Genomic DNA, 14,048 nt, shown 5'->3' on the forward strand with positions numbered 1-14,048 from the left:
ATGTTCATGGCGTGTCTTTCAAAGTGAGTGGCAGACCCGCCGCCATCAGGGTGACGCGCCGGCAGGTGGCGGCCACGTCCTGGTTCAGGCGGCCCAGGGCATCCACAAAGGCACGCACTTGCGCACCCAGGGGGATGACGCCCATGCCGATCTCGTTGCCCACCAGCACCACAGGACCCGGCGCTTGAGAAATTGCTATCAAAAGAGGAGCTGTCTGCGCAGCATCTGCGGGGGCTACAGGCCGATTTGATGCACATTCAGCAGGCATCAGGCAGTTGGTGAGCCACAGCGTGAGGCAATCCACCACCACCAGCGTGTGGGGCTGGCCGTGCTGCGCAATCGCATCGGCCAGAGCCAGCGGCGCCTCGACAGTGGTCATGCCGGGCACGCGCGCAGCCCGGTCTTCCTGGTGGCGGGCAATGCGCTGGCGCATCTCGTCGTCCCACGGCTGGGCGGTGGCAATCAGCACAGCATGGTGCGCGGGTGAGGCATGGAGCCATGTGCGCGCCAGCATCTCGGCACGACGCGATTTGCCACTGCGCTGCCCACCCAGGATCAGCTCGCTTCGGGCGATGGTTACCTCAGCCATGCGTGCGACTCCAATCCATGATGATGCGGTGCAGTTGCTCCACACCGTCCGTCAACGCTGCGGGACCGGGCTGAAGGATGTCGCAGGACTTGATTTCAAAAATCTGGCCATTCCTGACCGCATTTACCTGTTCCCAACCCACGCGTGCAGCCACTTTTTCAGGCCGAAACTTTTTGCCGCACCACGAACCAAAAATGATGTCCGGGTTGCGCTGCGCAATGGTCAGGCCATCCGCAATGATGCGGTTCTTGCCCATAGGCTCACGTGCCAGCTCCGGAAAAATGTCGTCGCCCCCGGCAATGCCAATCAACTCGGACACCCAGCGGATGGCGCTGATGGGGGGCTCATCCCATTCTTCAAAGTAAATGCGCGGGCGCCGGGGCAGACTGGCTGCAGCAGCGGCAATTGCCTGCAACCGCTCCTGCATCGGCTTGATCAACGCCAGACCCCGCTCGCCCTGCCCCACCATGGCGGCCACCTGGAACATCATGGAGAAAATCTCCGTGACACTGCGCTGGTTGAACACCGTCACCTGCACACCCTTGCGGATCAGTTCCGCTGCAATATCAGCCTGCAGGTCGGAGAAGCCGAACACGCAGTCCGGCTCCAGCGCCAGAATCTTGTCGATCTTGGCGCTCAGGTAGGCACTGACCTTGGGCTTTTCCGCCCGAGCCCGCGCCGGCCGCACGGTGTAGCCCGAAATGCCCACAATGCGATGCTCCTGGCCGAGCAGGTACAGCCACTCTGTGGTTTCTTCGGTGAGGCAGACGATGCGCTTCGGGCCGAGATCGTGCAGTTGGATCGACATGTGGGGCATGTGGGCTTTTGTGATTTAGAACTTGGCTTGAACCGTGGCCACCACCGAGCGGCCCGGCTCCGGATAGACGCTGGCTGGCAAAGCCCCGGCGCATGAATAAGCCAGGGTGAAATATTTGGCATCCGCCAGATTTTTAACCCCCACGGCAAACTCAACGCGGCCTGCACTGTAGGCATATCGGGCATCCACCGTCGAATACGCAGGCACCGAGCAGGTGTTGGCCTGGTCAACATACTGCGACGACACCCAGGTAACACCGGAGCTCACCGAGTGCCCACCCGCCAACTTCCAGTCGAACCCGAGTGCTGCGGTTTGCGCGGGAACCAGGTAGATATCTTTCCCGCTGTTCGGCCCGTCAACAAACTGATTCTGGCGCGAGGCCAGGTTCGCCCGAAGCTTGATGGCATTGGTCAACGCGTGGTGCGCTTCCAACTCAAGCCCTTGGTGGCGCGTAGGGTCGAAGTTCACATTGCTGGTTCCGTTGAAGCCAATTTCATTGGACAGGTTGCTGGTGTACCAACGCAACTCAACCCGGCTCGTATCGGTAACCCAACGGGCGCCCAACTCAGCGTCTCTGGACTGCTGTGTCTGCAGCACGGCCGGCAATGCGTAGGCGATTTCATCAATATTGGGCAATCGATAGCTTTGGCCCCAACGGCCAAACACCGACACATCACCCGCAACGGGTTGCCACAGTCCGACGTTCCAGGCCTGCTGCGTCTCGCTGGCTCTGGCCGATGGGCTGCTGGTCTGTGACTTGTTGATGGAATCGCTGCGCAGCCCCATGCTCAATTTGGTAGTCGATGGGCGGTAGGTCACATCATCCGTAAAGTAAACCGCGTTGGAGTCGGATGTGCCAACCGTTGTGGACGCAAATCCATACGACATCGAATCCGATCGTTTCCACTGGTTGTTGTCAAACCCTACGGTGAGTACATTTTTGAAGAGATCGCCGTCCTTTTGGTGGCGTGCCCGCAAATTGGCACTGGAGCCTTCGACCTGATAGGCCGTCAAACCATAGTTTTCAGCCTCGAGTTGTTTGGTTCGTTGGCCCACGTCCAGGCCCAACTCCCAGTCGCCCAGCCATGTTTGTGCAAACACTCCGGTATTTTCAAACTTGGACTTCGCCCAATCCGTTGTCGAGGCCGCTACGGTTGCGTCTGTTTGAAATTGCGTCAACGTGATGGCGCCTGGCAATCCGCTTTGCTGCAAAGTGCGGCCCGACTGAACGCCCACGCGCAACTGATCGTTGCTCCACTGCACCGTGGAAGCCAATGAGTTGCCGGTGGACGCAAAGTTGTTACGGTGGCCGTCCGACTTGCGATCCTGCGCCGCGATGTCGACACTCCAATTGCCAGCCACCAGAACGGCGGTTGATCGCAAATCGCGCAGCCCTTGGGACCCGGCAGAGCCGGTCAGGGTCGCACCTGTCTGACGCTGCACGCCCTTGCCCGCCTTGGTCGTGATGACGATCACCCCGCCTGTAGCGCCTTCACCATACAGGACCGCACCGCTGCCCCGCAATACTTCAATGGTCTGAATGGAATCGATGGCAATGCTGCTCAAATTCGCGGAAGACATATCCGCTTCATTCATTCTTCGTCCGTCGACCACGATCACCTGATTGCTCGAAGCCGTTTCGCCAAAGCCCCGCAAATCGATCGCTTGGCTATTACCGCCCGATGTATCCAGCTTGCCGGGTATTCCCAACAGCCGGATGATGGCTTCGCTGACTGTAGCCGCGCCCGAATCGTGAATATCCTGCGCGGTGATCACGCCAACGCTATAAGGCAGCGTGTTGGCCGACTCTTCAAAGCGACTGGTTGTCACCACCACTTCTTTCAAAGCAGAGGCTGGTGCGGTTTGGGCCGCAACGGGAAAAGCTGCGACCGCAGCAATAGAGAGCGTGGCAAGACGCACGCGTTGAGTAGCAATTTTCATAAAAAGGAAACAATCAACAAAATTGTCCTCGCCGTCTTCCCCGACAGCGCATGGACGTTCACGGCTGCACGCGGACGTGCAACCACCTTGTTGGCCGGTATCCGGGCTGGTGGAATCAACCTCCATCGCCTTCCCAAGCACGTGTTCAAAACGCTCAGTGGCTGTGATGGAAGCGGAGCACAAAGGCTCGTCCACTTACCGTTGCGGGGGCAGCGCAGGTTAGGTTTGCCGTGAACAGCGCACCCTCCTGCTTCCCGTTGAACTGCGGCGTGTGAACCACACCGCGAGCACCAACGCACGCATTTTACCCGTGCCTTGCTGTCGCAAACCCTACAATGATGGATCTATGGCAAATCAGACCCACATCGACCAAATTGCCGAGCGTGTAGAGCGCCTGCTGGTGCGCTATGGCGAACTGCAGCGCACCAATGCACTACTGGTGACCCAGGTGGAAAGCCTGACCCAGGAACGCGACGCATTGAAGTCGCGACTGGGCGCGGCGCGCGCACGGGTGGACGCACTACTGGACCGGCTCCCTGAAGCTGCTACCGTACAAAAAGACGCATCATGAAACAGCTGGAAGTTCAAATCATGGGGCAGAGTTACCTGCTGGGCTGCCCGGAGGGTGGAGATGCGCGGCTGCTCGAAGCCGTGGAGCGCGTAGACACAGCCATGTGCAAGATTCGGGATGCAGGCAAGGTGCGCGCGCGGGACCGCATCGCGGTGCTGGCAGCGCTCAATCTGGCTTTTGATGTACCGGACCGAATGCCCGCAGTGGCAGCGACGGCGACGGCAACAACTGCCCCGCAAGCAGCGCCAGGCGGGGTTGCCCGTTCACCCGAAGACACCATGGATTCTGACGTTCTGCTGGTCTCCTTGCTGGAGCGGCTGGACCAGGCATTGAGTGAAGACGGGCGCCTGCTGTAAAACAAGTCCATTCGACAACCTTTTGACCCCGGGCGCGCCTACAATAACAACTGTCTGCGGTGCTCGCCGGGCTTTATATTTCCTTGTACCAATGCTCTTAGAGCCCGGGCTTGGAACATTGCCTAGCTAGCGTGATCATCTCGCGTTAGATGAACCCAAAGCTTGCGCTGACCTCGCCCACCTGAACCATGGTTCAGGATGCCGGTCCGGTGGCATTCGCAGACACCTTTCACATTCATGACTTTTGAACCCCTGTTGATTGTTGAACTCGCCGCACTGGGTCTGGCTACCGGCTACCTGGCGGGTCTTCTGGGTATAGGCGGTGGCATGCTGATCGGCCCCTTCATGACGATCATCCTCTCGGCGCGCGGCGTGCCGGCGGATTTGGCCATCAAGATGGCCATCGCAACGTCCATGGCGACCATAATTTTCACGTCCATCTCCAGCGTGCGCGCCCATCACCAGCGCGGTGGCGTGCGCTGGGACATCGTCAAGGGGCTGGCACCCGGCATTGTGCTCGGCGGCGCCATTGCCAGCGTCGGGGTTTTCTCGATACTCAAAGGCACTTGGCTGGCCATTTTCTTTTCACTGTTTGTGGGGTTCTCGGCAACCCAGATGTTCCTGGACAAAAAGCCCAAGCCCAGTCGCCAGATGCCAGGCACTGCAGGGCAGGTGGCCGCTGGCAGCGTCATAGGATTCTTGTCCGGTCTGGTGGGTGCTGGCGGCGGTTTTGTCAGTGTGCCTTTCATGGTGGCGCACAACGTGTCCATACTGAACGCGGTAGCCACCAGTGCGGCCCTGGGTTTCCCGATTGCTGCGGCCAACACGGTGGGTTATGTGGTGAGTGGCTCCACGATGTCGGGCTTGCCGCCCTACTCACTGGGCTATGTCTGGCTGCCAGGGCTGGTAGTGGTTGCCTGTTGCAGCGTACTGACAGCGCCCATGGGCGCAAAAATGGCACACCGCATGCCGATTGCCAAGCTCAAGCGGGTGTTTGCGACCGTGTTGTATGGTCTGGCCTCTTATATGCTTTGGAAAGGCTTGCGCAGCTAAGACGCGCCCCCGGCCTTGGGCAGACTGGCAATCAGCTTCTCAAAATCGGCCGCCGGCAAACCGGGCGAGCACAGGAATCCCTGGAAAGCCGCGCAATGGAGTTCCTGCAAGTAGTCGCGCTGTGCGGCGGTTTCCACACCTTCCGCCACTACCGATAACTTGAGCGCGCGCGCCATGGCAATGGTGGCGCCAACGATGGCCCGGTCGCTTTCATCGGCCGGCAAGCCCATGACAAAGGTCCGGTCGATCTTGAGTTTGGAAATGGGAAACTTCTTGAGATAGGCCAGACTGGAATAACCCGTACCAAAGTCATCAATGGCGAGACTGACACCGAGGTCGGCCAGGGCATGCAGCCGCGCCAGTGCCTCGTTGGCGTCCTTGAGCAAAATGGACTCCGTCAGTTCCAGTTCCACCAGCGACGCATCCAGGCCCGCACTGCGGATGGTGCTATTCACACGCTCCACAAAGTCCGGCTGCTGAAACTGCAAGGCCGACACATTGATGGAAACCACAACAGGGCGCCCCGCCTTCTGCCACAGCGTGGCCTGACGTACGGCCTCACCCATGACCCAATTTCCGATGGCGATGATGAAGCCTGACTCTTCTGCCAGTGGAATAAAAAGGGATGGCGGCACATTGCCCAGCTCTGCGTCGTGCCAGCGCACCAGCGCCTCAGCCCCGAGCAGGCGGCCGTCGCACAACGATATCTGTGGCTGGTAGTGCAGGCGAAAAAGGCCCTGCTCCATGGCCTGGCGCATGGCGTGGTCCATCTTCATGCGCGAGAGCAAGTCCACGTTCATCTGGGGCTGATAGAAGCGGAAGTTGCCACGACCCCGATCCTTGACGCGGTACATGGCGGTGTCGGCGCACTGGATCAACTCATCGAGCGTCTTGCCATCCTCGGGGTACATCGCAATGCCAATACTGCAACCCAGCGAGAAATTCACGCGATCAACCAAAAACGGCTGGGCCAGGGACTCCAAAACGCGCCGCGCCACAATTTCAGCAGCATAGGCATCCGAATCCGGCAGAAAGCCGACAAACTCATCACCCCCAAGGCGGCACAAGGTATCAATTTCACGCAGGCAGCCCTGGATGCGATGAGCAACTTCAATCAGCACCTGGTCACCAAACGCATGACCCATCGAATCATTGATGTTTTTGAAACGGTCCAGATCAATGAACAGGACAGAAAAGGTACCGCCATTGCGCTGCGCCAGGCGCAGTGTGAAATCGATGCGCTGCCCCAAGGACAGCCGGTTGGGTAAGCCGGTGAGTGAGTCTGTATAGGCCAATACTTCAATGCGTTTCTGCGCCTCCAGGCGCTCGGTCAAATCCCTGCAAAACCCAACCGTGTGCTGCAACACGCCCTGGCTATCGCGCAGCGAAACCCAACTCAACTCGACAGCACAAGGCCGGTCACCCGTCGTGCGCCAGACTTCGCCAGACCACGAACCATTCAACTCAAGACTCAGCTCCACTTCGTTGAAGAAATCAACCTGCTGTGGCGCATGAAACAGCTTGCGGGCCGACGTGCCCAACAGTTGCGCGCAGGTGCAGCCAGTCAGTGTTTCGCACCGTGCGTTAACCTGAACAATGTCGAAATGGGCATCGGTGATAAAAATGGCATCCAGGCTGGAGTCAAACACCTTGGCGGCCAACCGCAATCGCGACTCCGCATCGACACGTTGGGTGATATCGCGAAACGAATACACCCGCCCCAACGCCCGGCCCCGGCTGTACTGGGGCTGGGTCACGCGTTCCAGCACGCGGCCCGCGCTCAGCAGCAAAACATCGGTGGCCTCCAGTGCGACATCGCCCATGATGTGATCCAGTCGCGCCTGGTAGGCCACAGGATCCAGCATGCAACTGGCCAGATGCTGGTACAGGGTAAGTGGGTCAGCGGACTTCAGCGCGGGCTCCGGGATCCTCCACAACTCCGCAAATCGACGATTGAAATTGCGAATCGTACCCGTCAGGTCAGTGACCAGAATTCCGTCGCCCGTGGATTCCAGCGTCGCCCGCAATTCGGCGAGGCGATCCTCCAGTTCATCCGCGGCCTGAACCTGCGCACGCAAGTCACGCAGGCCGACCAGGAACATGGGCGACTCCGGGCTGAGCCATACCCGACTGACCTTGCGCTCCACGGGCACCGCGACGCCATCGGCGCAACGCAACAAGGTGTCCGTGTGAATGCTGTCGGCCAGACCCGCCGCCACGTCTTCCCAAAAAAACAGGTCTTCCGGTGTGGCTGTCAGCTCAATCGCAGGTTTGCCCAATAGATCGCGGCGGTCCATACCGACCAACGTGGCGGCTACCTGGTTGACGGCAACAATGCGCAGGCTCTTGGGGTCCACCACCCATACCGCCTCCAGCATGCCGTCCAGCAGGTTTGCCCACTCAGCCTCCATCATGCAAAGAGCTCCTGCATTTGGGAATCGCCGGAACGTTCGAAAAAGTAACTGATGCGTTGGCGAGGTGCGAGGTAATCCAGGGCTGCGCTGGGCAGGTTTGCCGGCTTGACGCTGCGACGAATCCCCACGTTCGAAGCGTGCTCCAGATCCAGAATCAGTGCTTCGTGTTTGGACACACCCGGCTCATGAACAATAACTTTTGGTTTGAGAGGACGCGAAGAGTTAACCGACACCACAATCGCAAAACGATCATCGATCAGTTGGACCACCGATCCGGGCGGATACACACCCATCATGCGAATGAAGGCGCTCAAGGTCACGGAATCGAAGCGCGTCTTGAGTTGTGCAAACATGAGCGAAAGCGCCTCATGGGGTGTCATTGCCAAAGCGGGTCGACTGGGGTTGCACAGGTTGTCATAACGATTGACAAGCGCAAGAATACGGGCGCCCGCTGTCATGCTGGCACCCTTGATTCGCGCAGGAAAACCGCTGCCGTCTGCCAGTTCATGGTGCTGCGACATCGTCAGCATCGCACCTCTGGAGAGCCCCATGCTCACACCTATCTGCACGCCGAGAGCAACGTGTTCCTGGTACAGCTTGTACTCTGCCGTCGAAAAGTTTTCTTCAAACCATCGGACCCGGTCCGGAAGCTCCGTCTTGCCTATGTCGTGCAGAAAGGCCGCTACGCCCATATCAATCAGGTCGTTTGCGTGCATGCCCATGGCCTTGCCCAGCAAGAGAGAAACGATGGTGACATTCACCGAGTGCATGGAGGACTTCTCTCCAGCGGCCTCCGTGAGTAGCCGGATGGCGGATTCACCATCTGCAGTCATCTCCCCAACGAAGCCGGCAATCATTGCCTGGCATTGATCAGCTGCGGCTCTCGGTTGGGCATGCAATTGATCCAGTGTCTGGCGGTACTGGCGCGCTGCTTCACCGAACCGCCGCTCGCACGCAGCAAGGCTGCGTTGCTGAGCACCCAGCAATTGGGCGCGTCGCATGCGCGTCGCTTCGTCTCGCAGCGCTTGCGCCGCGCGCTCGGACACAACCGGGACTGCCGGTTGGCCGACGGACGGGTCCGCCACGAAGTGAACCGGGTCACTTTTCTCCGGAACATAGCGCACACGGGTCAAACCCAGGCTGCGAATGGTTTCAATCTGTTTTTCCGAAGAGATCTTGAAGCTGCCCACAGGGAACGGATGCGCCATCCAGCCCACACCCAATTCCACGAACATGCCTATTTGAAGCTGATTGACATCAACGTAATCGGACTCATCTTTTTTCATAAACTAATTGCCACCGAACTGGTTCATTCGGCCCCCTTGGCCACTCATCTTGTTTGGAGTCATTGTGTTCACACAGCACCCAGACGGGCTAGCCCGGCAAAGGCGACAGAACACAAACGGAATACAGATGTGTGACTTTTATCACACAAGCATGACTAAACCGGTTCAAAGGGCAAGCTTTTTGTGCATTTCACCTGAGGGAATATCCGATAAACATCAACGGGCACGCACAGACCGGTACCGGTACTCATCAATGCCGCAGTTCCGCATGCCACGCCGTAGCGGAATGCCTCTTCAGTATCCTTGTTGGCGGCAAGTGCCCAGGCCATGCCAGCTACGAAACTGTCGCCTGCCCCTACTGCACTGACCACGTCAACACTTAATGCGGGCGCAAAAAGAGTTGAACCCGCCGTCACCATCAACGCTCCCTTCTCTCCCATGGACACCACGACCAGCTCGGCCTTTCCGTCATGTACCCATTGGAGGGCCACTTGCCGTAGCTCTGCCATGGTGAGCAGAGACTGCCCGGTCATCTCCCGTATCTCGCGCAGGCTGGGCTTGACCATGAACACGCCCTGCTCCAGAGACGCGGCCAACGCAGGTCCGGACGTGTCCACAATGAACTTGCCTCCGCCCGCCTTGACCTGTTGCGCCAGACGCCCATAAAAGTCAGCTGGAACACCGGGAGGCAGGCTGCCGCTACCCACGACAATGCGCGGGCTCGGGGAAATGGCAGCAATTCGGTCCAGGCAAGCTTGCCATTCGTCATCCTGCAATGTGGGGCCTGGCAGTACAAATCGGTACTCCTGCGCGCTGCTGGTTTCGGCGACGGTAAAGCTTTCGCGAATGTGGCCGGCAATGGGCACTTTCACACTGGTAACGCCCTCCTCGTCCATGAGCTGCGCCAGCAGTTGTCCCGTGGATCCGCCTAACGGGTAAAGCGCAGTGCAATCGGCACCAAGACGGTGCAAAACTCGGGCTACGTTGATGCCACCCCCTCCAGGATGCCGCTGGACCTGCTGGCAACGCAATTTGCTGGTGGGGCGAATGTGCTCGGTGACCGCGGAAACATCAATGCACGGGTTCATGGTTACGGTCAATATGTCGGTCATGACGGAAAGAATATCATGTGAGCCGACACAACCGGCAACGCTTACCGGCCATTTGAAGCGCCATAAAAAAAGGACGTGGTTGACACGTCCTGTTTTACCAACCCAAACAGTTCAGCTTCACTGACTGGCACTGCCTGGAATGACGCCTAGCCCATGTGCAAACCACCGTTGACCGAGAAGTCTGCACCGGTAGCGTAGCCACCTTCTTCGGAGGCCAGCCACGCAATGATGGACGCAATTTCGCTGGGTTCGCCAAGGCGCTTGACAGGCACCGTTGCAACAATCTTGGCCAGTACATCTTCGCGAATGGCTTTAACCATATCGGTACCGATGTAGCCAGGGCTCACGGTGTTGACCGTCACGCCCTTGGTGGCCAGCTCTTGTGCCAGCGCCATGGAGAAACCGTGCATGCCGGCCTTGGCAGCCGAGTAGTTGGTTTGCCCAGCCTGGCCTTTTTCGCCATTGACCGATGAGATGTTGATGATGCGGCCCCAGCCCTTTTCCACCATGTCCGCCACCACCTGCTTGGTGACATTGAACATACTGTTGAGGTTGGTCTCGATGACCATGTCCCAGTCTTCGCGGGACATTTTCAGGAACATGCGGTCGCGGGTGATACCAGCGTTGTTCACCAGCACGTCAATGCTGCCGTGCTCGGCCTTGGTTTTTGTGAAGGCTTCGACGGTGGAATCCCAATCGCCCACATTGCCAGCTGACGCATAGAAGGTGTAACCCAGCGCAGCTTGCTCAGCAATCCATTTGACGTGGTCGCGCGTGGGGCCGCAACCGGCGATGACCTTGAAACCCTCTTTGTGCAAGCGCTGGCAAATGGCGGTACCGATACCACCCATACCACCCGTTACATAAGCTACTTTTTGACTCATCTTCCATCTCCTCTTTGGTTTTACTTGCTACAAAAACAGGAGCTACCAGCGCAGTCTCTATGCGGGCTGGTAGCCCTAAATCACTCCATATTGACGCTTGATATCAGCGTTCAATGGTCAGCGCTACGCCCATACCGCCACCAATGCACAGGCTGGCAATGCCCTTCTTGGCGTTGCGGCGTTGCATTTCGTGCAGCAGCGTCACCAGAATGCGGCAGCCGGACGCTCCAATGGGGTGGCCAATAGCGATAGCGCCGCCATTGACGTTGACCTTGGACGTGTCCCAGCCCATTTCATTGTTGACGGCGCAAGCTTGCGCAGCAAAGGCTTCGTTGATTTCCAGCAGGTCCAGGTCTTGCGCCTTCCAGCCGGCACGGGCCAGCGCCTTTTGTGACGCGGGTACAGGGCCCATACCCATGAGGGCGGGGTCCAGACCACTGGTGGCAAAGCTGGCGATACGCCCCATAGGGGTGAGGCCCAGGGCTGCAGCCTTCTTGGCGGTCATCACCATCACGGCAGCAGCGCCGTCGTTGATGCCGGACGCATTGCCGGCGGTCACGCCGCCGGCCTTGTCAAATGCCGGACGCAAACCTGCCAGCACTTCAGCGGTGGACTTGCGGTTAATGAACTCATCTGCAGAAAACACCAGCGGATCGCCTTTCTTCTGGGCAATGCTGAACGGCACAATTTCGTCCACAAAACGGCCTGCATCCTGTGCAGCCGCAGCTTTTTGCTGGCTGGCCAGCGCAAGCGCATCCTGCATGTCGCGGCTGATGCCATATTGCTTGGCCACGTTCTCGGCGGTGATGCCCATGTGGTACTGGTTGTAGACGTCCCACAGGCCATCCACAATCATGGAGTCGATCATCTTCCAGTCGCCCATGCGCTGGCCATCGCGCGAGCCCATGAGGACGTGCGGACTGGCGCTCATGTTCTCCTGACCGCCCGCAATCACGATATCGCTATCGCCCCACGCCACAGACTGGGCCGCCAGCATGACGGCCTTCAAACCCGAACCGCACACAGCATTGATCGTCAGCGCGGGGGTTTCCTTGGCCAGACCGCTTTTCATCACCGACTGGCGGGCCGGATTTTGTCCGGAACCCGCCGCCAGCACCTGACCCAAAATGACTTCGCCGACCTGGTCTGCGGTCAGCCCGGTGCGGGCCAGCAGGCTCTTGATGACCGCAGCACCCAGCTCGGGTGCGGGTGTCTTGGCCAGCGCGCCACCAAACTTGCCGACCGCGGTGCGCGCGGCTGAAACGATAACGATGTCTTCCATTTTTGTCTCCTTCAATGTGTCAGTTGTCAAGAAATCAGGCCTTGGCTTTTACGTAGCTGCCGGGGGCCGGCTCCATCGCCTTGTATTTGCCCTTGCCATAGGTTTTGGGGGCAGCAATTTGTTTGCCCGCATGGCTCTGCAGCCATTGCGACCAGTCGGTCCACCAGCTTCCGGGGTGCTCCACGGCACCTTCCAGCCATGCGGTTTGGGTCTTGGGCAATTTGCCGTCGCTGCGAATCCAGTGGCTGCGCTTGTTTTTGGCCGGTGGGTTGATGACGCCGGCAATGTGGCCTGAAGCCCCCATCACAAATCGCTTTTTGCCGGGCAGCACCTGGGTCGACGCGTAGGCGCCGCCAATCGGCACGATATGGTCTTCGCGTGAGCCATAGATGTACACCGGCATGTCCACACGGTTCAAATCCACCTTCTCGCCGCAAACGGTGACCTTGCCCGGTTTGATCAGGTTGTTTTCCAGGTAGGTGTTGCGCAAATACCAGGCATAGAAAGGGCCCGGCAGGTTGGTACTGTCGGAATTCCAGTACAGCAGATCGAACGGCGGTGGCGTCTCGCCCTTGAGGTAGTTGCCCACCACGTAGTTCCATACCAGGTCATTGGGACGCAGAAAGCTGAAGGTGGATGCCAGGTCCTGCCCCTTCATGAGACCGCCCTTGCCCATTTCCTTTTCGCGGTACTGGACGAAGGATTCGTCGATGAACACATCCAGAATGCCCGTGTCCGTGAAGTCCAGCAAGCTGGTCAGGAAAGTGGCGCTGGCCACAGGCTTTTCGCCGCGGGCCGCCAACACAGCCAATGCGGTGCCCAGCATGGTGCCGCCGACGCAGAAACCCAGTGCATTGATGGTGGGCGCACCGGTGATTTCACGCGTGACGGCTATGGCCTTGATGACCGCGCTTTCAATAAAGTCATCCCATGTGGCATTCGCCATGGAAGCGTCCGGGTTGCGCCAGCTGACGACGAATGTGCGGTGCCCCTGTGCCACGGCATAACGGATCAGCGAGTTCTCGGGCTGCAAGTCCAGAATGTAGAACTTGTTGATGCAGGGCGGAACCAGTAAAAACGGCTTCTCATACACCTTCGCCGTGAGCGGCTTGTACTCAATCAGCTGGAAGAATGCATTCTCGAACACCACCGCACCTTCGGTGGTGGCCACGTTCTTGCCCACTTCAAACAGGCTCTCGTCCGTCATGGAGACGTGGCCCTGGCGCATATCGTTCAGCAGGTTATGCATGCCTTTGGCGATGCTTTCACCCTTGGTTTCAATGGCTTTTTTCTGGGCTTCGGCATTGAACGCCATGAAATTGCTGGGCGCGGCTGCCGCCATCACCTGTTCCACCGCAAAGCGGATGCGGGTACGGGTCTTTTCATCGGCCTCGACGGCGTCAGCCAGACCCATCATGGTGCGCGTGTTGAGCAGATACACCGCGGCGGAATACGCTGCCAGCGGATTGCTGCCCCACGCCGCATCCGCAAAGCGCTTGTCCCCCGTGGAGGTCGGAACGGCCAGCCCCTGACTGAACAGGCCCACGGCATCTTCCAGGTATTTTTTCTGCAAATCCTGCAGACGTTCAGGGGCAAAGCGAATCTCGGGAGGCTGGCCGGTGGGTGCCGGAAAACCTGCACCAGCAGCACCCAGATCCAGGCTCTGAAGAGACTGCATGGCCTTCGTCCACCCGTCGGACAGCGACTGCTGAAGCTGCTGGGACGCCTGGGTCCATAACTCGG

Annotated in this window: 12 protein-coding genes and 1 riboswitch; of the genes, 3 read left to right on the top strand and 9 right to left on the bottom strand. The window is 58.9% G+C overall.

Annotation, left to right across the window (positions count from 1 at the left end; translation table 11 throughout):
• Nucleotides 1-4: 4 nt before the first annotated feature.
• The 3 genes from cobU to AC097W_RS09445 are packed head-to-tail and all read right to left on the bottom strand — an operon-like array spanning nucleotide 5 to nucleotide 3,347.
• The gene (cobU, locus tag AC097W_RS09435; protein ID WP_479602248.1) at nucleotides 5-589 is read right to left on the bottom strand and encodes a bifunctional adenosylcobinamide kinase/adenosylcobinamide-phosphate guanylyltransferase; all 585 of its coding nucleotides are present in this window, start codon (nucleotides 587-589) and stop codon (nucleotides 5-7) included.
• Nucleotides 582-1,397 carry an ABC transporter substrate-binding protein gene (locus tag AC097W_RS09440; RefSeq protein ID WP_479602249.1) on the bottom strand — a complete coding sequence of 272 codons (816 nt, stop codon included), beginning with the start codon at nucleotides 1,395-1,397 and terminating at the stop codon, nucleotides 582-584. The genes cobU and AC097W_RS09440 overlap by 8 nt, the downstream gene beginning before the upstream one ends.
• Nucleotides 1,398-1,421: 24 nt before the next feature.
• A complete protein-coding gene (locus AC097W_RS09445) occupies nucleotides 1,422-3,347 on the bottom strand; it encodes a TonB-dependent receptor (protein ID WP_479602250.1) in 1,926 nt (641 codons plus the stop codon).
• A 75-nt stretch (nucleotides 3,348-3,422) separates the two neighbouring features.
• Nucleotides 3,423-3,657, bottom strand: a riboswitch (cobalamin riboswitch).
• A 36-nt stretch (nucleotides 3,658-3,693) separates the two neighbouring features.
• Between AC097W_RS09445 and AC097W_RS09450 the strand changes: the two genes are divergently transcribed.
• The 3 genes from AC097W_RS09450 (at nucleotide 3,694) to AC097W_RS09460 (ending at nucleotide 5,327) form a co-directional block, all read left to right on the top strand.
• Nucleotides 3,694-3,918, top strand: coding sequence for a DUF904 domain-containing protein (locus AC097W_RS09450; protein ID WP_479602251.1), 225 nt, complete (start codon nucleotides 3,694-3,696; stop codon nucleotides 3,916-3,918).
• Nucleotides 3,915-4,274 carry a cell division protein ZapA gene (locus tag AC097W_RS09455; RefSeq protein WP_479602252.1) on the top strand — a complete coding sequence of 120 codons (360 nt, stop codon included), beginning with the start codon at nucleotides 3,915-3,917 and terminating at the stop codon, nucleotides 4,272-4,274. The genes AC097W_RS09450 and AC097W_RS09455 overlap by 4 nt, the downstream gene beginning before the upstream one ends.
• Before the next feature lie 237 nt (nucleotides 4,275-4,511).
• The gene (locus tag AC097W_RS09460) at nucleotides 4,512-5,327 is read left to right on the top strand and encodes a sulfite exporter TauE/SafE family protein (RefSeq protein ID WP_479602253.1); all 816 of its coding nucleotides are present in this window, start codon (nucleotides 4,512-4,514) and stop codon (nucleotides 5,325-5,327) included.
• Here AC097W_RS09460 and AC097W_RS09465 read toward each other — a convergent pair.
• The 6 genes from AC097W_RS09465 to AC097W_RS09490 all read right to left on the bottom strand — a co-directional run bounded on the left by AC097W_RS09465 (nucleotide 5,324) and on the right by AC097W_RS09490 (nucleotide 13,983).
• On the bottom strand, nucleotides 5,324-7,741 hold the full coding sequence (locus tag AC097W_RS09465; RefSeq protein WP_479602254.1) for a sensor domain-containing protein: 2,418 nt from the start codon (nucleotides 7,739-7,741) through the stop codon (nucleotides 5,324-5,326). The genes AC097W_RS09460 and AC097W_RS09465 overlap by 4 nt on opposite strands.
• A complete protein-coding gene (locus AC097W_RS09470; protein WP_479602255.1) occupies nucleotides 7,738-9,027 on the bottom strand; it encodes an HD-GYP domain-containing protein in 1,290 nt (429 codons plus the stop codon). The genes AC097W_RS09465 and AC097W_RS09470 overlap by 4 nt, the downstream gene beginning before the upstream one ends.
• Before the next feature lie 155 nt (nucleotides 9,028-9,182).
• A complete protein-coding gene (locus AC097W_RS09475; RefSeq protein WP_479602256.1) occupies nucleotides 9,183-10,139 on the bottom strand; it encodes a 1-phosphofructokinase family hexose kinase in 957 nt (318 codons plus the stop codon).
• A gap of 146 nt (nucleotides 10,140-10,285) precedes the next feature.
• Nucleotides 10,286-11,023, bottom strand: a complete 738-nt coding sequence (gene phbB / locus AC097W_RS09480; RefSeq protein ID WP_479602257.1) for an acetoacetyl-CoA reductase — start codon at nucleotides 11,021-11,023, stop codon at nucleotides 10,286-10,288.
• Between the two features lie 103 nt (nucleotides 11,024-11,126).
• On the bottom strand, nucleotides 11,127-12,305 hold the full coding sequence (locus tag AC097W_RS09485; protein ID WP_479602258.1) for an acetyl-CoA C-acetyltransferase: 1,179 nt from the start codon (nucleotides 12,303-12,305) through the stop codon (nucleotides 11,127-11,129).
• 34 nt (nucleotides 12,306-12,339) lie between these two features.
• Nucleotides 12,340-13,983, bottom strand: coding sequence for a PHA/PHB synthase family protein (locus tag AC097W_RS09490; RefSeq protein WP_479602433.1), 1,644 nt, complete (start codon nucleotides 13,981-13,983; stop codon nucleotides 12,340-12,342).
• Between the last annotated feature and the right edge of the window lie 65 nt (nucleotides 13,984-14,048).

Source organism: Rhodoferax sp. GT1R46 (genome assembly GCF_056521285.1).